21 protein-coding genes and 1 pseudogene are annotated in these 22,842 nt (G+C 71.8%); 13 read left to right on the forward strand and 9 right to left on the reverse strand.

What is annotated here, in order from left to right; genetic code table 11:
• The first annotated feature begins 109 nt into the window (after positions 1-109).
• The 4 genes from Sco07f_RS16850 to narI are packed head-to-tail and all read left to right on the forward strand — an operon-like array spanning position 110 to position 6,871.
• The gene (locus tag Sco07f_RS16850) at positions 110-3,817 is read left to right on the forward strand and encodes a nitrate reductase subunit alpha (protein ID WP_167468119.1); all 3,708 of its coding nucleotides are present in this window, start codon (positions 110-112) and stop codon (positions 3,815-3,817) included.
• Positions 3,817-5,487 carry a nitrate reductase subunit beta gene (narH, locus tag Sco07f_RS16855; RefSeq protein ID WP_167468120.1) on the forward strand — a complete coding sequence of 557 codons (1,671 nt, stop codon included), beginning with the start codon at positions 3,817-3,819 and terminating at the stop codon, positions 5,485-5,487. Before Sco07f_RS16850 ends, narH begins: the two co-directional genes overlap by 1 nt.
• The gene (narJ, locus tag Sco07f_RS16860) at positions 5,484-6,164 is read left to right on the forward strand and encodes a nitrate reductase molybdenum cofactor assembly chaperone (RefSeq protein ID WP_167468121.1); all 681 of its coding nucleotides are present in this window, start codon (positions 5,484-5,486) and stop codon (positions 6,162-6,164) included. Before narH ends, narJ begins: the two co-directional genes overlap by 4 nt.
• On the forward strand, positions 6,161-6,871 hold the full coding sequence (gene narI / locus Sco07f_RS16865; RefSeq protein ID WP_108988280.1) for a respiratory nitrate reductase subunit gamma: 711 nt from the start codon (positions 6,161-6,163) through the stop codon (positions 6,869-6,871). Before narJ ends, narI begins: the two co-directional genes overlap by 4 nt.
• Before the next feature lie 3 nt (positions 6,872-6,874).
• Here the strand turns inward: narI and Sco07f_RS16870 are convergent, their stop codons facing one another.
• Positions 6,875-7,912, reverse strand: a complete 1,038-nt coding sequence (locus tag Sco07f_RS16870; protein ID WP_108988281.1) for an aldo/keto reductase — start codon at positions 7,910-7,912, stop codon at positions 6,875-6,877.
• Positions 7,913-8,069: 157 nt separating this feature from the next.
• Here Sco07f_RS16870 and Sco07f_RS16875 point away from each other — a divergent pair, with 157 nt between their 5' ends.
• Both Sco07f_RS16875 and Sco07f_RS16880 read left to right on the forward strand, forming a co-directional pair.
• Positions 8,070-8,666, forward strand: a complete 597-nt coding sequence (locus Sco07f_RS16875) for a TetR/AcrR family transcriptional regulator (protein WP_007444303.1) — start codon at positions 8,070-8,072, stop codon at positions 8,664-8,666.
• A gap of 119 nt (positions 8,667-8,785) precedes the next feature.
• Positions 8,786-10,600: a restriction endonuclease gene (locus tag Sco07f_RS16880; protein ID WP_108988282.1), complete on the forward strand. Its 1,815-nt coding sequence runs from the start codon at positions 8,786-8,788 to the stop codon at positions 10,598-10,600.
• Here Sco07f_RS16880 and Sco07f_RS16885 read toward each other — a convergent pair.
• Positions 10,546-11,142: a hypothetical protein gene (locus tag Sco07f_RS16885; protein ID WP_167468130.1), complete on the reverse strand. Its 597-nt coding sequence runs from the start codon at positions 11,140-11,142 to the stop codon at positions 10,546-10,548. The two genes, Sco07f_RS16880 and Sco07f_RS16885, sit on opposite strands and share 55 nt — an antisense overlap.
• Positions 11,143-11,210: 68 nt before the next feature.
• The gene (locus Sco07f_RS16890) at positions 11,211-11,717 is read right to left on the reverse strand and encodes a DUF4291 domain-containing protein (protein WP_108988364.1); all 507 of its coding nucleotides are present in this window, start codon (positions 11,715-11,717) and stop codon (positions 11,211-11,213) included.
• Positions 11,718-11,786: 69 nt separating this feature from the next.
• Here Sco07f_RS16890 and Sco07f_RS16895 point away from each other — a divergent pair, with 69 nt between their 5' ends.
• Positions 11,787-12,908, forward strand: coding sequence for a hypothetical protein (locus tag Sco07f_RS16895; RefSeq protein WP_159106952.1), 1,122 nt, complete (start codon positions 11,787-11,789; stop codon positions 12,906-12,908).
• A gap of 69 nt (positions 12,909-12,977) precedes the next feature.
• Here Sco07f_RS16895 and Sco07f_RS16900 read toward each other — a convergent pair whose 3' ends face one another.
• The gene (locus Sco07f_RS16900; protein WP_108988285.1) at positions 12,978-13,643 is read right to left on the reverse strand and encodes a hypothetical protein; all 666 of its coding nucleotides are present in this window, start codon (positions 13,641-13,643) and stop codon (positions 12,978-12,980) included.
• A gap of 61 nt (positions 13,644-13,704) precedes the next feature.
• Between Sco07f_RS16900 and Sco07f_RS16905 the strand changes: the two genes are divergently transcribed.
• Positions 13,705-14,331: a hypothetical protein gene (locus tag Sco07f_RS16905; RefSeq protein WP_108988286.1), complete on the forward strand. Its 627-nt coding sequence runs from the start codon at positions 13,705-13,707 to the stop codon at positions 14,329-14,331.
• Positions 14,332-14,355: 24 nt separating this feature from the next.
• Here the strand turns inward: Sco07f_RS16905 and Sco07f_RS40605 are convergent.
• Positions 14,356-14,457 (reverse strand): annotated as a pseudogene (locus tag Sco07f_RS40605) (DUF4291 domain-containing protein); the annotation flags it as partial.
• Positions 14,458-14,674: 217 nt separating this feature from the next.
• Between Sco07f_RS40605 and msrA the strand changes: the two are divergent.
• Entirely contained in the window at positions 14,675-15,187 is a 513-nt protein-coding gene (gene msrA / locus Sco07f_RS16915) for a peptide-methionine (S)-S-oxide reductase MsrA (RefSeq protein WP_007444309.1), read from the forward strand.
• A gap of 94 nt (positions 15,188-15,281) precedes the next feature.
• Here msrA and Sco07f_RS16920 read toward each other — a convergent pair whose 3' ends face one another.
• On the reverse strand, positions 15,282-16,400 hold the full coding sequence (locus Sco07f_RS16920) for a hypothetical protein (RefSeq protein ID WP_007444277.1): 1,119 nt from the start codon (positions 16,398-16,400) through the stop codon (positions 15,282-15,284).
• Between the two features lie 96 nt (positions 16,401-16,496).
• Here Sco07f_RS16920 and Sco07f_RS16925 point away from each other — a divergent pair, with 96 nt between their 5' ends.
• Positions 16,497-17,651 (forward strand): cystathionine gamma-synthase, encoded by a 1,155-nt coding sequence (locus tag Sco07f_RS16925; protein WP_042825064.1) that lies wholly within the window; start codon positions 16,497-16,499, stop codon positions 17,649-17,651.
• A gap of 10 nt (positions 17,652-17,661) precedes the next feature.
• Here the strand turns inward: Sco07f_RS16925 and Sco07f_RS16930 are convergent, their stop codons facing one another.
• The 3 genes from Sco07f_RS16930 to Sco07f_RS16940 all read right to left on the reverse strand — a co-directional run bounded on the left by Sco07f_RS16930 (position 17,662) and on the right by Sco07f_RS16940 (position 19,376).
• The gene (locus tag Sco07f_RS16930) at positions 17,662-17,919 is read right to left on the reverse strand and encodes a hypothetical protein (protein ID WP_087789715.1); all 258 of its coding nucleotides are present in this window, start codon (positions 17,917-17,919) and stop codon (positions 17,662-17,664) included.
• A gap of 190 nt (positions 17,920-18,109) precedes the next feature.
• Positions 18,110-18,712, reverse strand: coding sequence for an RNA polymerase sigma factor sigma-70 region 4 domain-containing protein (locus Sco07f_RS16935; protein WP_087789714.1), 603 nt, complete (start codon positions 18,710-18,712; stop codon positions 18,110-18,112).
• A gap of 157 nt (positions 18,713-18,869) precedes the next feature.
• Positions 18,870-19,376 carry a MarR family winged helix-turn-helix transcriptional regulator gene (locus Sco07f_RS16940; protein ID WP_063739951.1) on the reverse strand — a complete coding sequence of 169 codons (507 nt, stop codon included), beginning with the start codon at positions 19,374-19,376 and terminating at the stop codon, positions 18,870-18,872.
• A gap of 163 nt (positions 19,377-19,539) precedes the next feature.
• Here Sco07f_RS16940 and ilvA point away from each other — a divergent pair, with 163 nt between their 5' ends.
• The 3 genes from ilvA to Sco07f_RS16955 all read left to right on the forward strand — a co-directional run bounded on the left by ilvA (position 19,540) and on the right by Sco07f_RS16955 (position 22,837).
• The gene (gene ilvA, locus Sco07f_RS16945; protein ID WP_108988365.1) at positions 19,540-20,769 is read left to right on the forward strand and encodes a threonine ammonia-lyase; all 1,230 of its coding nucleotides are present in this window, start codon (positions 19,540-19,542) and stop codon (positions 20,767-20,769) included.
• 206 nt (positions 20,770-20,975) lie between these two features.
• Positions 20,976-21,983: an ATP-binding cassette domain-containing protein gene (locus Sco07f_RS16950; protein ID WP_087789713.1), complete on the forward strand. Its 1,008-nt coding sequence runs from the start codon at positions 20,976-20,978 to the stop codon at positions 21,981-21,983.
• A complete protein-coding gene (locus Sco07f_RS16955; protein ID WP_007444313.1) occupies positions 21,980-22,837 on the forward strand; it encodes an ABC transporter permease in 858 nt (285 codons plus the stop codon). The genes Sco07f_RS16950 and Sco07f_RS16955 overlap by 4 nt, the downstream gene beginning before the upstream one ends.
• Positions 22,838-22,842: the final 5 nt, after the last annotated feature.

Consider the following 22,842-nt stretch of genomic DNA (forward strand, 5'->3'; position numbering starts at 1 on the left):
GGAATACCGTTTCTGCAGCGAATTTCGGCGAGATCCTGAATGCGGCACACAGCATGCCCGCCGGAACCCGGCGGGCGTTGCTCCGTCGCGTTCGCAAGGAGATGGCAACGTGGTGCGAAGCAGGGCGAAGGCCGCGGCCGACGCCGCCGACCGGCTGCTGAAGGCCGGTCAGCTGCTGCGGAAGTCCCCGACCACCCTCGACCTGAGGGCCGTGTACCGCACGGACCAGAAAGTCAATGACCGTCCTTATCGGGAGCGGTGGGCGTATGACAAAGTCGTGCGCTCCACGCACGGCGTCAACTGCACGGGATCCTGCTCGTGGAAGGTGTACGTCAAGGACGGACTGATCACCTGGGAGACCCAGCAGACGGATTATCCGAGCGTCGGCCCCGACCGGCCCGAGTACGAGCCGCGCGGCTGTCCGCGCGGCGCTTCCTTTTCCTGGTACACCTACTCGCCCACCCGCGTTCGCCATCCGTTGGCCCGCGGTGTCCTCGTCGAAATGTACCGGGACGCCAAACGCCGGCACGGCGGCGATCCCGTGGCCGCCTGGGCCGAGCTGACCGGTGACCCCGACAAGCGGCGCCGCTACCAGTGCGCCCGCGGCCACGGCGGCTTTGTTCGCGTCGACTGGGACGAGGCGCTGGAGATCGCCGCCGCAGCCCAGGTGCACACCATCGCCGAGTACGGCCCCGACCGGGTCGCCGGGTTCTCCCCGATCCCCGCCATGTCCATGGCCTCGCACGCGGTCGGCGCCCGCTACCACTCCCTCATCGGCGCCCCGATGATCTCCTTCTACGACTGGTACGCCGACCTGCCGATCGCCTCCCCGCAGGTCTTCGGCGACCAGACCGACGTACCGGAGTCGGGGGACTGGTGGGACGCGGCGTACCTGATGCTGTGGGGCTCCAACGTCCCCGTCACCCGCACCCCGGACGCCCACTGGATGGTGGAGGCCCGCTACCGGGGCCAGAAGGTCGTCGTCGTCTCGCCGGACTACGCGGACGCCACCAAGTTCGCCGACGAGTGGCTGCACCCGCACCCCGGCACCGACGGGGCTCTCGCGATGGCGATGGGGCACGTGCTGCTCACCGAGTTCTTCGTGCGGCGGCAGGTGCCGTACTTCACCGACTACGTGAAGCGCTTCACCGACCTGCCCTTCCTCGTCGCCCTCGACGAACACGCGGAGGGGAGCTACACGCCCGGCAAGTTCGTCACCGCCGCCGACCTCGGGCTCGGCCGGCACGCCGACGCCGGGGCGCGGGCCTGGATGCCGGTGCTGATCGACGCCGACACCGACGACGTCGTCGTCCCCAACGGCACCCTCGGCGACCGGTGGGGCAAGGATGGCCAGGGACGCTGGAACCTCGACCTGGGCGGGACCGACCCGCTGCTCACCCTGCACGGGCACACGGGCGGCCGCTCCGACAACGGTGTCGAGGTGGTGCTGCCCCGCTTCGACGAACCCGGCGCCACCGTCGTGCGCGGCGTACCGGCCCGGGAGATCGGCGGCCGGCTCGTCACCACCGTCTACGACCTGCTGCTCGCCCAGTACGCCGTCGCCCGCCCCGGACTCGCCGGCCACTGGCCCACCGGCTACGACGACGCCGGAGAACCCTGCACCCCCGCCTGGCAGGAGCGGATCACCTCGGTCCCGGCGGACGCGGCGGTGCGCACCGCCCGGGAGTTCGCGCGCACCGCCGAACAGAGCCGGGGCCGCTGCATGATCGTCATGGGTGCCGGCACCAACCACTGGTTCCACTCCGACACCATCTACCGCTCCTTCCTCTCCCTGCTCGTCCTCACCGGCTGCCAGGGCGTCAACGGCGGCGGCTGGGCGCACTACGTCGGCCAGGAGAAGGTCCGCCCGTACACCGGCTGGCAGCAGCTGTCCACGGCCGCCGACTGGGTCCGGCCCTCGCGGCAGATGGCGGGCACCCCGTACTGGTACCTGCACACCGGCCAGTGGCGGTACGAGTCCCACGCCGCCGACGCCCTCGCGTCGCCCACCGCGCCCGGCACCCTCGCCGGGCTCCACACCGCCGACCTGGTCGCCCAGTCCGCCCGGCTCGGCTGGATGCCGTCGTACCCGACCTTCGACGCCAACCCGCTCGACCTCGGCCGCCGGGCCCGCGAGAGCGGCCAGGAGCCGGTCGACTGGATCGCGGAGCAACTCGGCTCGGGCGCCGTCGACTTCGCCTGCGAGGACCCCGACGCGCCCCGCAACTGGCCCCGCGTCCTCACCGTGTGGCGGGCCAACCTCATCGGCTCGTCCGCCAAGGGCAACGAGTACTTCCTGCGCCACCTGCTGGGCGCCCGCGACGGCGCCACCAGCGACGAGGCCCCGCCCGAGCACCGGCCGCGCTCCGTGGCCTGGCGGGACGACGCCCCGCAGGGCAAGCTCGACCTGCTGCTGAGCCTCGACTTCCGGATGACCTCCACGACGCTCTTCTCCGACCTCGTGCTGCCCGCCGCCACTTGGTACGAGAAGCACGACCTGTCCTCCACGGACATGCACCCCTTCGTGCACGCCTTCAGCCCCGCGATCAATCCGCCGTGGCAGGCCCGCACCGACTTCGAGATCTTCCAGGGCCTGGCCCGCCGCCTGAGCGAACTCGCCGCCGGCCGCCTCGGCACGGCCCACGACCTGGTCGCCACCGCCCTCCAGCACGACACCCCCGGCGAGACTGCCCAGCCCGGCGGCCGGGTCATCGACTGGCGCGACGGCCGCACCCCCGTCGAGCCGGGCCGCAACGCCCCGTCGGTGACCCTCGTCGAACGGGACTACACGGCCGTCGCCGACCGGCTCGCCGCCTTCGGGCCGCTGGCCGAGGAACACGGCATGACCGTCAAGGGCGTCACCGTCAACCCGCACGAGGAGGCCCGCTGGCTCGCCGCCCGCTGCGGCACCGCCCCCGCCGGACCCGTCCACGGCCGCCCCCTGCTCGACACCGACGTCAAGTTCTGCGAGGCGGTCCTCGCCCTGTCCGGCACCACCAACGGCCGTCTCGCCGCCGAGGGCTTCGACCGCCTCGCCGACCGCGTCGGCCCCGGCGCCGGGCTCGCGGAACTGGCCGCGTCGGTGTCGGAGCGGCGCGTGGTCTTCTCGGACACCCAGGAGCGGCCCGTGCAGGTGGGGTCGAGCTTCGAGTGGTCCGGCAAGGAGGCGCCCGACCGGCGCTACTCGCCGTTCACCGTCAACACCGAGCACAGGAAGCCCTGGCACACCCTCACCGGCCGCCAGCACTTCTATCTCGACCACGACTGGATGGCGGAACTGGGCGAGCAACTCCCGGTCTACCGCCCCCCGCTGAACCTGGCCGAGCTGGGCGACGCCCCGACGCGGGCCGGCGAGGGCCGCGCGGTCACCGTCCGCTTCCTCACCCCGCACGCCAAGTGGTCCATCCACTCCGAGTACCAGGAGAACCTGCTGATGCAGACCCTGGCCCGCGGCGGCCCCGTCGTCTGGATGAGCCCCGCCGACGCCGACGCGATCGGCGCCGCCGACAACGACTGGGTGGAGGCCGTCAACGCGCACGGCGTCGTCGTCGCCCGCGCGATCGTCTCGCACCGCGTCCCGGACGGCACGGTGCTCATGTACCACGTCCAGGAACGCCTGGTGAACGTCCCCAAGTCGGAGGCGAACGGCCGCCGCGGCGGCGTCCACAACTCCCTCACCAAGCTCCTGGTCAAGCCCACCCACCTCATCGGCGGCTACGGCCAGCTCTCCTTCGCCCCCAACTACTACGGGCCCACCGGCAACCAGCGCGACGCCGTCACCACCATCCGGCGCCGCTCCCAGGAGGTCACCTACTGATGCGCGTCATGGCACAGGTGGCGATGGTCATGAACCTCGACAAGTGCATCGGCTGCCACACCTGTTCGGTCACCTGCAAGCAGACCTGGACCAACCGCACCGGCACCGAGTACGTCTGGTTCAACAACGTCGAGACCCGCCCCGGCCAGGGCTACCCCCGCGGCCACGAGGACCAGGAGAAGTGGAAGGGCGGCTGGCGGCTCAAGGGCGGGCGCCTCGTCCCGCGCAGCGGCGGCCGCGCCCGGCGCCTCGCCCGTCTCTTCGCCAACCCCGAACTCCCCACCCTCGACGACTACTACCAGCCCTGGACCTACGACTACGAGAACCTCACCACCGCCCCCCTCGGCGACGACATTCCCACCGCGCCGCCCCGCTCCCTGATCGACGGCCGCCCCACCGAGATCACCTGGGGCCCCAACTGGGACGACGACCTCGGCGGCGGCCCCGACCAGCTGGCCGCCGACCCGCTCCTCGCCCGGATGAGCGAGCAGGTCCGCCTCGACTACGAGCGGGCGTTCATGTTCTACCTGCCCCGCATCTGCGAGCACTGCCTCAACCCGTCCTGCGTCGCCGTCTGCCCCTCCGGCGCCCTCTACAAGCGCGTCGAGGACGGCATCGTCCTGGTCGACCAGGACCGCTGCCGGGGCTGGCGGATGTGCGTCAGCGGCTGCCCGTACAAGAAGGTCTACTTCAACCACGCCACCGGCAAGGCCGAGAAGTGCACCTTCTGCTACCCGCGCATCGAGGCCGGCGACCCGACCGTCTGCTCGGAGACCTGCGTCGGCCGGCTCCGCTACCTCGGCGTGATGCTCTACGACCCCGACAGGGTCGGCGCCGCCGCCTCCGTCACCGACGAGAAGGACCTGTACGAGGCCCAGCTCGGCTGCTTCCTCGACCCCGACGACCCCGAGGTGGCCCGCGCGGCCGAGGCGTCCGGCATCCCGCACGACTGGGTCGAGGCCGCGCGCCGCTCCCCGGTCCGCGCGCTGATCACCCGGTACCGCGTCGCGCTCCCCCTGCACCCGGAGTACCGCACGATGCCGATGGTCTGGTACGTCCCGCCGCTCTCCCCGGTCGTCGACGCCCTCACCGGCAGCGGACACGACGGGGAGGACCCGGCCGCGCTCTTCGGCGCGATCGACACGCTGCGCATCCCCCTCGGCTACCTCGCCGAGCTCTTCACCGCGGGCGATCCGGGGCCCGTCGAGGCCGCCCTGTGCCGGCTGGCCGCGATGCGCTCCCACATGCGGCGCGTCAACCTCGGCGAGGAGCAGGACCCGCGGATCGCCGGGTCGGTCGGTCTCGACGAGCCCGGCATCCTGGAGCTGTACCGGCTGCTCGCCCTCGCCAAGTACGACGAGCGGTACGTCATCCCGACCAGCTACACGGGCTCGGTCCCCGACCCCGACGGGAGCGGCGCGGGGTGCAGCCTGGACGGCGAGGGCGGGCCGGGGATGATGCCGGACGGTACGGGGGCCGGAGGGGGCCCGGTGCCCCAGGCCGGGGGCTTCGACCCGGACGCCTTCCACGCGCCGCCGACCGCCGGCACCTCCGGCACGTCCACGTCCCTGCGCGGCCGGGTCAACCTCCTGAACTGGAACGGCAAGGGACGCCCGAACGGCCTCTTCCCGCGCGCCCGCGGCACCGTCCGGACGGAGCCCGAGCTGTGAGCCGTAGTCGTAGCGGTATCCGTAGCGGTATCCGTACCGGGAGCGTCGGCACGGCCCCCGTCGTCTTCCAGGCAGCGGCCCTGCTGCTGGCCTACCCCGACCGGGACTGGGACCGCCGCCCGCGCACGGTCCGCGAGGCGGTCGCCGGGCTCCCCGGCCCCGAGTTCCCCCTCCTGCTCTCCTTCTGCGACCAGGCGGAACGGGAGGACCCGCTGGCCCTGGCCGCCCGCTACGTCGCCACCTTCGACCGCAGCCGCCGCCGCTGCCTCTACCTCACCTACTACACCGACGGCGACACCCGCCGCCGGGGCGCCGCACTGGCCGGCATCAAGTCCGTGTACCGCACTCACGGCTGGCTGCCCCCGGACGACGAGCTGCCCGACTTCCTGCCGCTGATGCTGGAGTTCGCCGCCCGTACCCCCGAGGCGGGCACCGCCCTGCTGACGGACCACCGCGCCGCGATCGAGGTCCTGCGCTACGCCCTGGAAGCCCACCGCAGTCCCTACGCCGCCCTCCTCCAGGCCGTCTGCCGGTGCCTGCCGGGCCAGGCACCGGCCAGCCGCGAGGAGGCCCTGCGCCTGACCCGTACCGGTCCGCCGGCCGAGGCGGTGGGTCTGGACGTCCTGGGGCCCTTCCCCGCCCAGCCCCGGCCGAACGACGAAGGAGCCCGCCGATGAGGCACCTGCACATCGCCCTGTGGGGCGTCCTGCCGTACCTGACACTGGTGGTGCTGGTGGCGGGCACGGCCTGGCGCTACCGCTACGACCGCTTCGGCTTCACCACCCGCTCCAGCCAGCTGCACGAGAGCCGGCTGCTGCGGGTGGCCGGCCCGCTCTTCCACTACGGCCTGCTGTTCGTGATCGCCGGCCACGTGGCGGGCCTCCTGGTCCCCGAGTCGCTGACCGACCGCCTCCACGTCAGCGAGCACCTCTACCACGCCAACGCCCTGATCGCGGGCGGCACGGCGGGCCTGGCCACGCTCGCGGGCCTCGCCCTCCTGCTGTACCGCCGCCTGCGCACCCCCGCCGTCCGGGCCTCGACCAGCCGCAGCGACCGGATCGTCTACCCGGTGCTGATCACGGTCGTCCTCGCCGGGCTGACGGCCACCGCGTCCGGCGCGACGGCCGAGTCCGCGTACGACTACCGGCTCGGCGTCTCCGTCTGGTTCCGCAGCCTGTTCGCCCTGGACCCGGACGTGACCGCCATGGCCGAGGCGCCGCTGGTGTACCGCCTGCACGCGCTCCTCGCCATGACCCTGTTCGCCCTGTGGCCCTTCACCCGTCTGGTCCACGCCTTCACGGCGCCGCTGGGCTACCTGGTGCGGCCGTACGTCGTGTACCGCTCCCGGGGCCGCGGCGACGTGCGGGCGGGGCAGGTGCGCTGACGCTCAGCGGGCCGCCGGGTGACGCCGGCGGCGCAGTGCCGGGTCGAGCAGCGCGGGCGTGGCGTCGAACTTCTCGTGCGCGGCCAGGTCGGTGCCCGGCGCGACGATCGCGTCGATCGCGTCGAGGACGTCGTCGGAGAGCACGGTGTCGGCGGCGGCGAGCTGGGAGTGCAGGTGGCCCAGGGTGCGGGGCCCGACGAGCGCGCCGGTCACGGCCGGGTGCGCGGTCACGAAGCCGAGCGCGAGCTGGATCAGCGTGAGCCCGGCCTCGTCGGCGACTGCGGCCAGCTTCTCGACGGCGTCCAGCCGGGCCCGGTTGGCGGGCAGCGCGGGGTCGAAACGCTCGGGCAGGATCACGGACCGGTGCGTGGCGACGTCCCGCCCCGCGCGCACCGCGCCCGACAGCCACCCCGAGGCCAGCGGGCTCCACACCAGCACCCCGAGCCCGTACTGCTCGGTCACGGGCAGCACGTGGCTCTCGATCCCGCGCTGGAGGAGGGAGTAGCTGGGCTGCTCGGTGACGTACCGGCTCAGCCGGTGCTCGCGGGCGGCCCACTGGGCCTCCACGATGCGGTAGGCGGGGAAGGTCGAGGAACCGAAGTACCGGATCTTCCCGGCGCGCTGGAGGTCGGTGAGGGCCGACAGCGTCTCCTCGTCGCTCGTGTTCGGGTCCCACCGGTGGATCTGGTAGAGGTCGACGTGGTCGACGCCTAGGCGGCGCAGGCTGTTGTCCAGCTCGGTGACCAGCCAGCGGCGCGAGGAGCCCCGGTGGTTGGGCTCGTCGCTCATCGGCATGTTCGCCTTCGTGGCCAGCACGATGTCGTCGCGGCGTCCGGCGATCGCCTTGCCGACCATCTCCTCGGACTCGCCGGCGCCGTACATGTCGGCGGTGTCGATGAGGTTGATCCCGCCCTCCAGGGCGGCGTCGACGATGGCGGTGGCCTCGTCCTGGGTGGTGCGTCCGATGCTGCCGAAGTTCATGGCGCCGAGTGCGAGCGAGCTGACCTGCACACCGGTGCGGCCCAAGGTGCGGTACTGCATGACGATTCCTCCACTGCCAGGAGTGTGACGAGGCATGACTTGGTGGCGGGCCCGGCGCTCTGGCATCATGAGAAGACCAAGCGGAACGCCGTCCCGTTTACTTGCCCCACGATACGGAACGGTGTCCCGTTTATCAACCGGTGAAGGGAACGGCACGGTGAAGGACGGCGAAGCGGCGACGGGACAGGCGGCCTCCCGGCCCAAACGCGCGGACGCCCGGCGCAACGAGAAGACCCTGCTCGACGCGGCCGCCGCGGTGTTCGTCAGGTCCGGCGTCGAGGCTCCCGTGCGCGACATCGCGGCCGAGGCCGGTGTCGGCACGGCCACCATCTACCGCCACTTCCCGACCCGGGCGGACCTCATCATCGGCGTCTACCGGCACCAGGTGGAGGCCTGCGCCGAGGCCGGCCCCGCCCTGCTGGCGAGCAGCCCGACCCCGTACGCCGCGCTCGCGGGCTGGATCGACCTGTTCGTCGACTTCCTGGTCACCAAGCACGGCCTCGCCGCGGTCCTCCAGTCCGACAACGCGGGCTTCGAGACCCTCCACGCGTACTTCCTCGACCGCCTCGTCCCCGTCTGCACCGACCTCCTCGCCGCCGCCACCGACGCCGGCGAGATCGACACCGACGTACCGGCCCTGGGGCTCATGCGCGGCGTCGGCAACCTCTGCATCGGCGCGGAAACCCCCAACCCGGACTACGACGCACGGCAGTTGGTGCGCATCCTGATCGCGGGGCTGCGCGCGACGGGCTGATCCCCGCCCGGCCGCCAAGGACGGCGAGTGGATGTGCGCGGCGGCGATTGCTGGATACAGTCGAGCCGCTACAACCGGTTGTGGGGACAACCGGTGCTTGGGGGGAGGGCTGACAACCCATGAGTCGTCGCACCACGGGGCCCTTCGGGGTCTGGGCCGAGATGCAGAGGCAGCGACAGCGCCAGTTGGAGGCCGAGGCGCGGCAGCGCAGACTGGAGGCCCAGGAGGCGCGGGCCTACGAGCGGCGAGCCGCCCAGAGCTACCGCGGATACAAACAGGCCGAGGCGATCCGCCGCACGGAGGAGCTGGACGCACGGGTCGCGGCGCTCCAGGGCCTGCTGGCCTCGGGCTGCCGGGCATCGGTCTTCCGGCCCGGCGCGCTCCTGCGCTCCGACGAGCTCGCGCCCCTGGCCGCGGTGATCGACGGCGTCGGACGCCGGGAGCCCGACGCCGTGACGGAGTACTTCTCCGCGGCCCTCTACACCTCGACGGCATGGCCCGAGGGCTTCCCGCGGCGGGTCGCGATGGCCTACGACCCCGCGGCGCGGCAACTGGTGCTGGACTGGGAACTGCCCCCGGCCGACGTCGTCCCGCAGTCCAAGTACGTGCGGTACATGTACGCGGCCGACCAGTACAAGGAGACGCCCCGCCCGGTGGGGCAGCGCAGGGCGCTCTACAAGGAAGTCGTCGCGCAGTGCATGCTGCTCGTACTGCACGAACTGTTCGCCGCCGACGAGCCCGGCGCGCTGGAGTCGGTGGCCCTCAACGGCTTCGTCGACGGACACGACCCCACGACGGGCCGGCCGGACCGCATCTTCCTGGCCACCGTCATGGCCGAGCGCTCCTCGTTCCGCGAACTGCACCTGGCGCAGGTGGACGCGGAAAGCTGCCTGGCCGACGCGCTGCGCGGGCAGTTGTCGGCCCGCCCGGACCTGCTCGTCGCGATCAGGCCGGGCCGCCGGCCCGAGGAGGCCGGCCATCACGTCGCCACCCACGGCGACGACGAGGAACCCGACCTCTACGAGATGGACCCGATCGCCTTCGAGGGCCTCGTCGCCGAGCTGTTCGAGGCGATGGGGATGCGGGCGGTCACCACGCAGCGTTCCAACGACGGCGGGGTCGACGTCCACGCGCTGGACCCGACGCCGATCCGCGGCGGACAGATCGTCGTCCAGGTGAAGCGGTACCGCAACACGGTGCCGCCCACCGCCGTCCGCGACCTGTACGGGACCGTGCAGGACGCCGGGGCGAACAAGGGCGTCCTCGTCACCACGTCCGGGTTCGGTCCCGGCTCCCACACCTTCGCCAACGGCAAGCCGCTGGAACTGATCTCGGGAACCGAACTCGTCGACCTGCTGCGCCGCCACGGCCTGCGCGGCCGGCTGGGCGAGGGCGGCCGCCGGGACCCGACCGCGCCCCCGCCGCCCGTCCCGGAACCGTCGCTGCCCGACGCGTACAACATCCTCGGCATGTCCTGGACCGGGGGCGTGGCCCTGGACGTGTGCGCCCTGGTGTGCCGCGGCAACCGCATCCTGACCGACGACCACTTCGTCTTCTACAACAACCCGCGCACCCCGGACGGCTCCGTACGGACGCTGTCCGCCACCCCGCCCGACAAGGCCGCGCTCTGCGCCTCGTTCGACACCCTGCCGGACGACGCCGACCGCCTCGTGCTGGTGGCCGCCGTCGACCCGGAGGCGAATCCGGACGCCGATCTGTCCGGTTTCACCGACGCGCGCATCCGCCTCCTCGACCCGGCGCTGACGGAACTGGGCCGGCTCCAGGTCTCCGACGGCCGTCCGCACGAGACCGCCCTGGTTCTCGGCTCCTTCCGCCGCAGGACCAACGGCGACTGGGACTTCGTCGTGGGCGGAAGGGGCTACGCGGGCGGCCTGGAGGAACTGCTGCGCGACTTCGGCGTCGAGGTGGACTGACGCGTCCACAGCGAGAGATCGCTGCTCGTCGCCACGGCGACGGTCCGGCCGGAGGGCGAGAAGCCGGCCGCCCGGAAGGTGGAGCAGTCGGAGTGGAAGATGTGCCACCACTTCTCTCCGTGCGGACCGGCGTGCGGGAGCCCGCCGTCGCGGGACAGCAGGACGCGGTCGTTCGGCCAGGCCGGGGCGACTACCTCCAGCTCCCACCCGTCCCGGGTGCCGGTGTGCAGCCCTCCGCCGAAGAGCCCGGCGATGTGCACCCAGCTGCCCGCGACCGGCCCCAGCCCGGGACACGAGAGGTCGGCCGCCTCGTCGGGCGTGCTGCCGCCGGGACCGGGGTCCCGGTCCCTGGCGATCTTCTCGCCGGTGACGGCGTCGAAGAGGCCGTGACCGTCGTGCGAGACGACCATGACCAGGTCGTGCCCGCTGCCGGGGTGCGACGCGAAGCCGATGCCGAGCAGCCCGCCGACCGGAACGAGGGCGACGGCCCGCCAGGGCTCGGGCGCGGCCACCACGGGCGCCGCGAGCAGCCGCTCCCGCATCGCCCGCTGGTACGCCGAAAGCCCCGGCTCGTGCGCGGGTGTGGCTGGGAAGCCGGGGGAGTGGTCCGTCACGGTCGTGGATTCCTCAGGCTTTCCTCCGGGGCCGGATACGGCCGCTCCCCGGGCAGCAGCGCCCGGGCCGCGTCCAGGGCGCCGTCGCGTACGAGGGCGTGGATCTCGTGGGCGAGTGGGGTCACGTCGCGGACGGCGACCGTCCACTCGTCCGCGTACCGGCGCGCGGCCTCGCCGGACAGCCCCAGTTGCAGGGAACGGTAGGGCAGGGGCCGCAGGCGCAGGTCGCGCTCGGGGTCCCACTGGACACGGGTGGGCGAGCGCCTCAGCTCGCGCTGCCAGGCGGCCCGGTCGGTGTGCGTCCCGGGCACGTAGCTCGACAGGCACGCGTGGCGCAGGGCCCACTCGAAGCCCTCGCGGCCGATCTCGACGGCCAGGACGGTCTCCTGCCCCGCCTTGGTGGCCCACCCGCAGCGGTACATCATCCACAGGAACGAGGGCTTGATCCACGTCAAGCCGCCTTCGCAGACCTTTGGGCCCTGCTGGCAGGCGGCTTCTGGCATGAGCGAAGCAGCCGTCGGACCGTCGAGGAAGATGTCCGCATGGCTGATCACCCTCACGGTATGTCCCGCATGTCACTCGTGGACGAGGAGTGGGCATACACGCTCTGCGGTGGTACGGCGTCCACGGAGTGCCTCACCTTCGGGAGCGCCACCGTTGGCATCGGCGATGCCGGGACACTGATCATTGTGGCGGCCGGGGATGCCCTGGACAGGAGTTGCGTGTGGAACGCGGATGAGGTCCGTCTCGTCGGCCCTGCTCCGACGGCGGTGATGCAGCGGCTCCTGGAGGAGCCCTGGGAACGCGCCACAAGTGAGACGAAGCTGTCTGTTCACCTGGCGGTGCGCCTGTCGGAGGGGCTCGTGTATCTGGGCACCGGATCCGTGACTCGGGCCGGAACAGTCGCTCGGCCGGGCCGCGACGAACACGTTCTCTCCGACTGCGCCTTTCGGCTTCATACGCCCTTGAGCAAGCTCGACTTGGCCCGCGTGCGTCCTGCTCTCCCACCATCGGACCTTCCGAACCTGGAGTGGCTCCGGCACCTGGACGGCCAGCGAGCCCAGGCGCTCGCACAGTTCGTCACCGGCTGGTATTCCGCTGAGTCTGAGACGGACGAGCCACCGTCGGCACCGGGGCCTACCCGGGGTCTGCCCGACGGATTGAAGCAGTTCTACCGGCTGGCACAGCACCGCCCGCGCTGCCTGGGAGTGCAGAACCGAGTCCTTCCCCTCTCCAAGCTTCATACCGATGCCACGGGGGAGATGCTCGTTTTCGGCGAGGAGAATCAGGGGTGCTTCTTCTGGTCGCTGCTGTGGACGCTCGACGGCCCCGAAGCGGATCCCACCGTCTGGTTCCGTGAGGACGACGAACCGGCGATCGCCGAGCAGGAACCACTCAGTGGCTTCCTCATCCAGTTCTCGCTCTTCGAGGCATCCATGGGCGCCGACTACGTGGCATCGTCCTGTCGGCTCACCGCGGAGCAGGTCGACCGGCTCGCCGAGGCACTCCTTCTCGTGCCGTTGCACCCGTTCTGGCCCGCGGCTCCCACGCGCTTCTACGTGGCTCCGGGCCTCGTCCTGCATGTCACAGACGAAGGAATCGGCAACGGGTTCAGCGCCTGGGCCGGCGCCACTCACCGGAGTGCTCTCGCTCCCTTGGCCGACCTGGTCGACTGGGACCGGTTCGACGGCTGACACCCCGAGACACACCGGCTTCACCGACAGACTCGACAGAGGCTGTGAACGCGGCTTGACGCTGCGTGGTCAGCGTCGAGCGACGTCCTCGTTGTTCCGCGCAGGGTGGCGGGTCCAAAGGGAAAGGTCACTGCTCGTGGCGACGGCGATGGTCTCCCCGGAGGGAGAGAAGCCGAAGGCCCGAAGCTCCGAGTATGCGGCGTGGAAGATGTGCCACCACTGCTCTCCGTACGGACCGGAGTGGGGGAGTCCGCCGTCGACCGAGAGGAGCACACGATCGTTGGGCCAAGCCGGTGTGACGGCCTCCAGGATCCAGCCGTCTTCGGCCTTGGTGTGCAGGCCTCCGCCGAAGAGCCCGGCGATGTGTACGCGGCTGCCGGCGATCGGCCCCAGTCCGGGGCACGTCAGGTCGGCGACACCATCCGGGGTGCTGCCCTCGGGGTCGTGGTCCCTTGCGATCTTCTCGCCGGTGACGGCGTCGAAGAGGCCGTGACCGTCGTGCGAGACGACCATTACCAGGTCGTGTCCGCTGCCGGGGTGCGACGCGAAGCCGATGCCGAGCAGCCCGCCGACAGGGATGCCGTACGTGTACTCGAAGACGGGGCGCCAAGGCGCGGGCGGGGGAACGACCGGGGCAGCGAGCAATCGGTCGCGCAGCGCCCGTTGGTAAGCGGAGAGCGCCGGCTCACTGGAGGATTGCTCGGCTGGAGGCGTCTTCTTCATCCACTTCGTCATCCCTTCATGATTCGCGCCAAGCAGCTACCTGGCCAAGCAGGGCGGTTGGGAAGATCACGGCATGACAGCCTCCAGTGAACACCCCCCTGACGGCTGGGACTTCCTCGGTGTCGGAGACCCGCTCCAGGTCGTCCACGACGAGCAGCGGGGCCTCTTGGCCGTGGCAGGCGCGCCTGCGCACAGCGGGGCAACGCCGGTCGCGGTCTACGACAGCCGTTCCTTCGTCCGGCGCGTACTCGTTCGCTCACGCTTCCCCGTGCACGCACTGGCCTTCCACCCTCGGCGCCCGCTGCTCGCAGTAGGTACCGGTAAGTACGACGGTGGCTACTTCTTCGAGGGAGAGTTGCTCCTCCTGCACCTGAAATCGGGCGCGGTGGCTTCTCTCATCGAGAACGAGTTCGGCCGTCAAGTTCTGGGACTGGAGTGGCTCGACGAGCGGACGCTGCGTGTCCTCATGGCACCGCCGGACGACTGGCAGGACGAAGCTGCCCACGAGTACGGGCACGTAGCCGCCGTGGACCGCCCTGACTGGGCCGCGGTCCCCGCCCGTTCACTCAGTGGTCGGGACCTGGCGGGCCCAAGGGTCCACGCACCCCGTCCCACGCCTCACGAGGCATCGCAGCGAGCGGTCGCCACACTGCGGTCTCTCTGGCCGGCCCAACGAGACGACTCCTCGTGTGACGTATGACGCCCCTTACGAAGTCTGTGAACGCGGCTTGATGACCCACGTCATCCTGTCCCGCTTCCAGGCCGCCGGGAAACGTCCGTCGCGGGCGGCCGGGAGGCCGATCTCCTCGCGCTGCGGTTCCTGCATGCCGTACAGCTTGGGGCGGGGGCCCCGCCCGGGCCACCCGTTTTCGGCGGCGACGGCCTCGGCGGGGACGGCCGTACGCCGGCGAACCGGGCCACCCTCGGGCATGGAATCGTTGGGGAGCCTCGCGCGTTGCACGCAGGGTGGGCATGGAAGGCCGGTCGTGTGCGGGCCGAGCAGCGCCCGAGTGACCGAGCCGAGAGAGACATTGGAGGGCGCAATGGCTGCGCAGACGCAGAGGGCCGTACTGGCGGGCGGATGCTTCTGGGGGATGGAGGAGCTGGTCCGCCGGCTTCCGGGCGTGGCCGCGACCCGGGTCGGTTACACCGGCGGTGACGTGCCGAACGCGACGTACCGCAACCACGGCACGCACGCGGAGGCCATCGAGATCCTCTTCGACCCCGAGGCGACCGACTACCGCACGCTCCTGGAGTTCTTCTTCCAGATTCACGACCCGAGCACCAGGAACCGCCAGGGCAACGACATCGGCCTCAGCTACCGCTCGGCGATCTACTACGTGGACGACGAGCAGAAGCGGATCGCCGAGGACACGATTGCCGACGTGGACGCCTCCGGGCTGTGGCCCGGCAAGGTCGTCACGGAGGTGGAGCCGGTCGGTCCCTTCTGGGAGGCCGAGCCCGAGCACCAGGACTACCTGCAGCGCTACCCGGACGGGTACACCTGCCACTTCCCCCGCCCGGGCTGGCGACTGCCCGCCCGCAGCGAGGGCTGAGACAGAGAGGGCTGCTGAGACAGAGCGGCAGCGGTGGCGGAACGCGGTCCGGCCGGGTGAACGGCCGGACCGTCCGCACGAGGGCGCCAGGCACTCAGTGCGGCAGCGTCGCCGGGCTGCCGCCGTTCGCCTCGTACCCCGCGACCGCCAGCGCGCGGTAGACCGCGAACTCCGCCGCCGGGTCGGCCGACAGGGTCCAGGGCAGCGCGCCGACGTGGCCGTCTATGACCGTCAGCTGGTTCATGGCCTCCGCCCAGCGCTCGCCGCGGACCAGGAAGAAGACCAGCAGGTGGCGGACGTGCGCCTGCATCGGATCGTCCGGGCGGGCCGAGTGGACCGCGTGCAGCGCGCCGTGGACGGCCTTGGTGACGACCTCGCTCTGGTAGAAGCCGCTGACCAGGTTGACCTCGGGCAGATGCTCGAAGACCGCGAAGAGCGGCATCGCCGCGAGCAGCGAGCCACGCGGGGCCCTGGCGGCCGCCGCCTCCGCGAAGGAGTACGCCAGCTCGCGCGAGCCGTGCCACTTCTCGCACCAGTACTGAAGGGCGGCCAGGTGGGCGCCCATGTGGTTGGGAGCGCGGTCCAGGATCTTCAGCCAGAGCTGCTCGAACTCCTCGCGCGAGTAGCCGAGACCGCGGGCCACCGACAGCTCGACGATGTACGGGATCGGGTCCCCGGGCGCGAGAAGGGCCGCCTCACCGCAGGCCGCCTTCGCCTCCTCCATGATGATCCGGAAGTCGTCCGAGCCCGGCGTCGCCGTCCGCCACGCCTGCTGCACCAGGAACTCGGCGTGCACCGCCGCCCCGCCCGCGTCCTTGGGTGCCTCCGCCCGCCACACCCGCAGCCACTGCCCGCCCGGCGTCTCCCCGACCCCGCCCGGCCGCTGCCGCAGCTCCAGCGACGCGGCGCCCGCAAAGGCCTGGACACGCTGCCAGCGCCGCTCGCCCTCCGCCTCCGTGCCGGCCAGGAGCTGCTGCGCCCCCCGGTAGTCCTGGGTGCGCTGCACCAGGTCGAGGACGTCCAGCAGGTCCTGGTCGGGACCGGGCATCCGGATGTCCAGCTCCTCCTCGCGCGCGAAACCGTAGTTCGCGGGGTCGGCGGCGTCCGGGTGGCCGGGCTCGACCAGGCCGACCGCACCGCGCCTGCGCCGCGAGATTTGGAGCAGCACGAAGCCGAGCATGACCAGTGCCATCAGGACCCAGAGAATCTCCATGTCTCAAGCGAACCAGACGCCGCCGACAATTGGCCAACCCGTCCCCCGCCCTGTGGAAAACGCGCGATGCGTTCCGCACGGCTACCCTCGGTGCCCATGAGCGACAGGCACATCAGTCAGCACTTCGAGACGCTCGCGATTCACGCGGGCAACACCGCCGATCCCCTGACGGGCGCGGTCGTCCCGCCGATCTATCAGGTGTCGACCTACAAGCAGGACGGCGTCGGCGGGCTGCGCGGCGGCTACGAATACAGCCGCAGCGCCAACCCGACCCGCACGGCGCTGGAGGAGAACCTCGCCGCCCTGGAGGGCGGCCGTCGCGGCCTCGCGTTCGCGTCCGGACTGGCGGCCGAGGACTGCCTGTTGCGTACGCTGCTGCGTCCCGGCGACCACGTGGTGATCCCGAACGACGCGTACGGCGGCACCTTCCGCCTCTTCGCCAAGGTCGCCACCCGCTGGGGCGTCGAGTGGTCCGTGGCCGACACGAGCGACGCCGCCGCCGTGCGGGCCGCCCTCACCCCGAAGACCAAGGCGGTGTGGGTGGAGACGCCCTCCAACCCGCTGCTCGGCATCACCGACATCGCCCAGGTCGCCCAGGTGGCCCGCGACGCCGGCGCCCGGCTCGTCGTCGACAACACCTTCGCCACCCCCTACCTCCAGCAGCCGCTGGCGCTGGGCGCCGACGTCGTCGTGCACTCGCTGACCAAGTACATGGGCGGGCACTCGGACGTCGTGGGCGGCGCGCTGATCGTCGACGACCCGGAGCTGGGCGAGGAGCTGGCGTTCCACCAGAACGCGATGGGCGCGGTCGCCGGGCCCTTCGACTCCTGGCTGGTGCTGCGCGGCACCAAGACCCTAGCCGTGCGCATGGACCGGCACAGCGAGAACGCGACCAAGGTTGCCGACATGCTCTCCCGGCACGCGCGCGTGACGAGCGTGCTCTACCCGGGGCTGCCCGAGCACCCGGGGCACGAGGTCGCCGCCAAGCAGATGAAGGCGTTCGGCGGCATGGTGTCCTTCCGCGTCGAGGGCGGCGAGCAGGCCGCCGTCGAGGTGTGCGACCGCGCGAAGGTCTTCACGCTCGGCGAGTCCCTGGGCGGCGTCGAGTCGCTGATCGAGCACCCGGGCCGGATGACGCACGCCTCCGCGGCGGGCTCGGCCCTGGAGGTGCCCGCCGACCTGGTGCGCCTGTCGGTCGGCATCGAGAACGCCGACGACCTGCTGGCCGACCTCCAGCAGGCGCTCGGCTAGGCGGCGGGGCTCACCAGCCCTCCCAGCCGGTCACGGGTGGGGTCGTCTCCGAGGGCGGCTCCACCCACGGCTGGACGGTCAGCGCCCACACCGCGAACGCCACGGCCGCGGCGCCCAGGAGCAGCCACGTCAGGCGGCGGACGGCCCTCCTGCGGCGCAGGATGCGCGCGCCCCGCCGGACGGCCTCCGCGTAGAGGTCGGGCGGCACCCGCGGCGGCGACTGCTCCATGATCCGCCGCGCGGCTGCCTCGCGCCCGGGGCGGTTCACCGGTACCTCCCGCCGCGCCACGCGCGCGTGCCGGCCGTAGTACGGCTACCGGCGAGGGGCGTTCTGCCGCTGCCGCTGCCGCTGCCGCGGCCCCTGCCCCTGCTGAGGCCTCTGCCCCTGTCGGCGTCGGCCGTTGTACTGCCCGTCGCGCGCTCGGCCTTGCGTGCGCTCCGGCCGGTCGCCCCGTCCGTCATGGCGTCGCCGCCTTCGCATTCGCCGTCTTCTTCGTCGTCGTCGCCCCCGTCGTCGTCTCTGCCGCATCCGCCGCCGCTGCGTTTGCCGCTGCCGCTGCCGGTGCCGCCGCCGTCTTCGTCGCCGCCGGCCGGTCGGGTGCCGGCTGCGGGTGCAGCACGGTGGCCGTCGCCCGGTCGCAGATCGTCCGGATCCGGTCCACGGGCAGGCCCAGCAGCGCGGACGCCTGTTCCTCGGCGACACCCTCGTACAGCCTGAGCACCAGGATCAGGCGTTCGTGCGGGGCGAGCCCGCCCAAGGGGCCCGCGGGACGTCGGCGGGCCCGGCCGAGCACGCCGTACCGGTGCCAGATCTCGCGGGCGAAGCGGGTGGCCAAGTACTGGCGGGCGCGGTCGTAGGGGTCCTCCCCGTGCAGCCGGTCCCAGCCGGCGTACGTGTGGGCCAGGCTCAGGGCCAGCAGGCGCCGCGCCCGTGGATTGGCGTCCGGGGCCTCGGCGGTGAGCAGGGTGGCGGCATGCAGCAGCCGCCCTGCCGCGCCCGCGACGAACGCCTCGAACTCGCGGGCCCGGCGGGCACTGTGGGACGCATGCCGGTCTCGCACCGCGCCTCCCGCCCGGACGGCGACGACCCCTGAGGTCTCATATCAGGCCAGGGGCGGCCCGCCGGTCAAGGGTTCGGTCGAATGCCGGTCCCGAAAGCGGCGGAATCCCCTGGAACCCCGCCCCCGGAAAGCCGCCGCAACCGCTCCCGAAGGTCGTTCAGGAGCCCGACGGCGTCTCCGTGGCCCCGACGCCGGACGGGGCCATACGGGCGGACAGGGCGCCGTTGAAGCGCGACAGGAGCGCGCAGAACGCCTCGCGCTCCTCCGGTGCCCAGTCGTGCGTCAGCTCGGCCATGAGCTGACGTCGGGACGAGCGGACCTCCTCGAGCCGTGCCAGGCCGCGCGGGGACAGCTGGAGGACCACCGCGCGCCCGTCCTCGGGGTGGGAGGTGCGCTTGACGAGTCCGGTGTCGACGAGCGGGGCCACCTGCCGGGTGACCGTCGAGGAGTCGATCCCCATGCTCGCGGCGAGCGCCTTCACGCCCATCGGACCCTCGGTGTCCAGGCGGTTGAGCAGCAGGTAGGCGGCGCGGTCCATGGAGTTGCGCACCTGTCCCACCCCGCCGAGCCGGGTCTGTTCGGCGCGTCGGGCGAAGAGCGCGACCTCGTGCTGGAGCGTCTCGAGAAGACCGGTGTCACCGGCGGTCGTCATGTCCATCGACATTTCAGGTGTTGTGGGCATGGCCGGGGGCTCACTTCGTGGAGGGCTGCTAATTGGGGGACAGGGTACGCGGCCGGGCAGCAAGGCGTACCTGCGCCGGACAAAGCGGGTCTCGGAGGTTGGTCACAACAATGCGGGGCGGCCGGGAACTGCGATGCTGGGGAGCATGAGCTACAGCACACCGGCCCTGGTCGCTCCCGTCACCCTCGACGACGTGCGCGGAGCCCAGAAGATGCTCTCGGGCGTGGCACGGGTGACGGCGATGGAGGGCAGCAGGCACCTGTCGCAGCTGGTCGGCTCCCCGGTGCACTTCAAGTGCGAGAACCTCCAGCGGACCGGCTCGTTCAAGCTGCGCGGCGCCTACGTGCGGATCGCCGGGCTGCTGCCCGAGCAGCGGGCCGCGGGCGTGGTCGCGGCGAGCGCGGGCAACCACGCGCAGGGTGTGGCGCTGGCGTCGTCGCTGCTGGGCGTGCGGTCGACGGTGTTCATGCCGAAGGGGGCGCCGCTGCCGAAGATCAGCGCGACCCGGGAGTACGGCGCCGAGGTGCGGCTGCACGGCCAGATGGTCGACGAGACGCTGGCCGCCGCGCAGGAGTACGCCGAGCGGACCGGCGCGGTGTTCATCCACCCCTTCGACCACCCCGACGTCATCGCGGGACAGGGCACGGTCGGGCTGGAGATCCTGGAGCAGTGCCCCGAGGTGCGGACCGTCGTGGTCGGCATCGGCGGGGGCGGACTGGCGGCCGGCATCGCGGTCGCGGTGAAGGCGCTGCGGCCGGACGTGCGGATCGTGGGCGTGCAGGCGGAGGGCGCGGCGGCGTACCCGCCCTCGCTGGCCGCGGGGCGCCCGGTGGCCGTCGAGAACCCGGCGACGATGGCCGACGGCATCAAGGTGGGGCGGCCCGGTGACGTGCCGTTCGGGATCGTCGGCGAGCTGGTGGACGAGGTCCGCACGGTCTCCGAGGACGAGCTGTCGACCGCTCTGCTGCTGTGCCTGGAGCGGGCCAAGCTGGTCGTGGAACCGGCCGGGGCCAGCCCGGTCGCCGCGCTGCTGAGCGCGCCGGACGCCTTCGCCGGGCCGGTGGTGGCGGTGCTGTCCGGCGGCAACGTGGACCCGGTGCTGATGCAGGGCGTGCTGCGGCACGGCATGGCCGCGCAGGGGCGCTATCTGGCGGTGCGGCTGCGGCTGACGGACCGGCCCGGGGCCCTCGCCACGCTTCTCGGGGTGTTGTCAGTGGTCGACGCTAACGTCCTCGATGTGAGCCACGTCCGAACGCATCCGCGGCTCGGGCTCACGGAGGCGGAGGTCGAGCTGCACCTGGAGACGAAGGGGCCGGAGCACTGCGCCGAGGTCGGCCGCGCGCTGCGGGAGGCGGGCTACACCGTCATCGCCTGAGCCTGAGCCCGAGCCCGAGCCCGAGCCTGAGCCCGAGCCCGAGCAGGGCCCGGCAGCCGCTTCGTCACTCGCTTGTCACTCTTTCGAGCAACCTCATTGTGAGACGCGATACATCGCGTTATGGTGTGTCGTAAATCGCTCGCTGAGCGCGGCGAAACGTACAAACCTAGGCTTTCCGAAGAATCCCCGACGACGTGGAGACTCATATGCCAGGCGCCATCTATGCCGAAGGCCTGGTGAAGACCTTCGGTGACGTAAGGGCTCTGGACGGCGTCGACCTCGACGTGCCCGAGGGCACCGTCCTCGGCCTGCTCGGGCCGAACGGCGCGGGCAAGACCACCGCCGTCCGCTGCCTCACGACCCTGCTGCGCCCCGACAGCGGCAAAGCGGTCGTCGCGGGCATCGACGTCCTCAGGCAGCCCAACGAGGTACGGCGTTCCATCGGTCTCTCCGGCCAGTTCGCCGCGGTCGACGAATACCTGACCGGCCGGGAGAACCTGCAAATGGTCGGCCAGCTCTACCAGATGAAGGGCAAGGCCGCGAAGGCCCGGGCCGGGGAGCTGCTCGACCAGTTCCACCTCTCGGACGCCGCCGACCGCCCGACGAAGACCTACTCGGGAGGCATGCGCCGCCGGCTCGACCTGGCGGCCGCCCTGGTCGTCTCCCCGCCCGTCATGTTCATGGACGAACCCACGACCGGCCTTGACCCCCGCAACCGGCAGGAGCTGTGGGAGGTCATCAAGCAGCTGGTCGCGGGCGGCACCACCCTGCTGCTGACCACGCAGTACCTGGAGGAGGCCGACCACCTCGCGCACGACATCGCGGTCGTCGACCACGGCCGCGTCATCGCCCGCGGCACCTCCGACCAGCTCAAGGCCCGCACCGGGGGAGAGCGCGTCGAGGTCGTCGTCCACGAGCGCGACCACATGGCGACGGCCTCCGAGGTGCTCGCCGGGTTCGGCAAGGGCTCCACCACCGTCGAGGAGCACACCCGCAAGCTGACCGTCCCCGTCACCGGCGGCGCGAAGCTGCTCGCCGAGGTCATCCGCGAGCTCGACGCCCGCGGCATCGAGATCGACGACATCGGCCTGCGCCGCCCCACCCTCGACGACGTCTTCCTCTCCCTCACCGGCCACGTGGCCGAGGCGAAGGACGAGGCGAACGGCTCGGCGGACGACGCCGGCCACGAGCAGGAGAAGGAGACCGCCAAGTGAGCGCCGCCACCGAAGCGGCGCCGGTCACGGCGCCCGGCAACCCCCTCGGCCAGTCCCTCCGGGACTCACTGGTCATCGCCCGCAGAAACCTGATCCGGATGACCCGGATCCCGGAGATGGTCCTGTTCGGGATCATTCAGCCGGTGATGTTCGTGGTCCTGTTCACGTACGTCTTCGGCGGCTCGATGAAGATCGGAAACACCACCGATCCGGACGTCTACAAGGACTTCCTGATGGCGGGCATCTTCGCGCAGACCGTCACCTTCGCCACCGCGGGATCGGCGGCCGGTATCGCCGACGACATGCAGAAGGGGCTCGTCGACCGCTTCCGCTCGCTGCCGATGGCGCGCGGCGCGGTCCTGACCGGCCGCACCGTCGCGGACCTCGTGCAGACGGCCATCACGCTGCTCGTCCTCGCGATAGTCGCGCTGATCGTGGGCTGGCGCACCGGCTCCGCCGACCCGACCAACGCCGGCCGGATCCTCGCCGGCTTCGCACTGCTGCTGCTCCTGGGATACGCCTTCACCTGGATCGGGGCGCTGATCGGTCTGTCCGTGCGCACCCCGGAGGCGGCGACCTCGGGAGGGATCATCTGGCTGTTCCCGGTGACGTTCGTGTCGAACGCCTTCGTGGACTCCAGCCAGATGACGCCCTGGCTGCGGCACATCGCCGAGTGGAACCCGTTCAGCGCCACGGTGCAGGCCTGCCGCGAGCTCTTCGGCAACCCGGGCGTGGTGCAGTCCGACGCCTGGCCCATGCAGCACCCCGTCTGGGCCTCGATCATCTGGTCCGTCCTGATCATCGCGGTCTTCCGGACGCTGGCGGTGCGCAAGTACCGCTCGGCGGCCAGCTGACGGAG

Origin of the sequence: Streptomyces coelicoflavus (assembly GCF_003112555.1) — a bacterium.
Taxonomy (GTDB): domain Bacteria; phylum Actinomycetota; class Actinomycetes; order Streptomycetales; family Streptomycetaceae; genus Streptomyces; species Streptomyces coelicoflavus.

Coding starts and splice junctions, on each gene's coding strand:
- Sco07f_RS16940 (WP_063739951.1), bottom strand. CDS start 19,376: ATGTCGATGGACATGACGACCGCCGGTGACACCGGTCTTCTCGAGACG.
- Sco07f_RS16880 (WP_108988282.1), top strand. CDS start 8,786: ATGAGTCGTCGCACCACGGGGCCCTTCGGGGTCTGGGCCGAGATGCAG.
- Sco07f_RS16905 (WP_108988286.1), top strand. CDS start 13,705: ATGACAGCCTCCAGTGAACACCCCCCTGACGGCTGGGACTTCCTCGGT.
- Sco07f_RS16925 (WP_042825064.1), top strand. CDS start 16,497: ATGAGCGACAGGCACATCAGTCAGCACTTCGAGACGCTCGCGATTCAC.
- Sco07f_RS16900 (WP_108988285.1), bottom strand. CDS start 13,643: ATGACGAAGTGGATGAAGAAGACGCCTCCAGCCGAGCAATCCTCCAGT.
- msrA (WP_007444309.1), top strand. CDS start 14,675: ATGGCTGCGCAGACGCAGAGGGCCGTACTGGCGGGCGGATGCTTCTGG.
- ilvA (WP_108988365.1), top strand. CDS start 19,540: ATGAGCTACAGCACACCGGCCCTGGTCGCTCCCGTCACCCTCGACGAC.
- Sco07f_RS16870 (WP_108988281.1), bottom strand. CDS start 7,912: ATGCAGTACCGCACCTTGGGCCGCACCGGTGTGCAGGTCAGCTCGCTC.
- Sco07f_RS16950 (WP_087789713.1), top strand. CDS start 20,976: ATGCCAGGCGCCATCTATGCCGAAGGCCTGGTGAAGACCTTCGGTGAC.
- Sco07f_RS16920 (WP_007444277.1), bottom strand. CDS start 16,400: ATGGAGATTCTCTGGGTCCTGATGGCACTGGTCATGCTCGGCTTCGTG.
- Sco07f_RS16890 (WP_108988364.1), bottom strand. CDS start 11,717: ATGCCAGAAGCCGCCTGCCAGCAGGGCCCAAAGGTCTGCGAAGGCGGC.
- Sco07f_RS16895 (WP_159106952.1), top strand. CDS start 11,787: ATGTCACTCGTGGACGAGGAGTGGGCATACACGCTCTGCGGTGGTACG.
- narI (WP_108988280.1), top strand. CDS start 6,161: ATGAGGCACCTGCACATCGCCCTGTGGGGCGTCCTGCCGTACCTGACA.
- Sco07f_RS16885 (WP_167468130.1), bottom strand. CDS start 11,142: ATGCGGGAGCGGCTGCTCGCGGCGCCCGTGGTGGCCGCGCCCGAGCCC.
- narH (WP_167468120.1), top strand. CDS start 3,817: ATGCGCGTCATGGCACAGGTGGCGATGGTCATGAACCTCGACAAGTGC.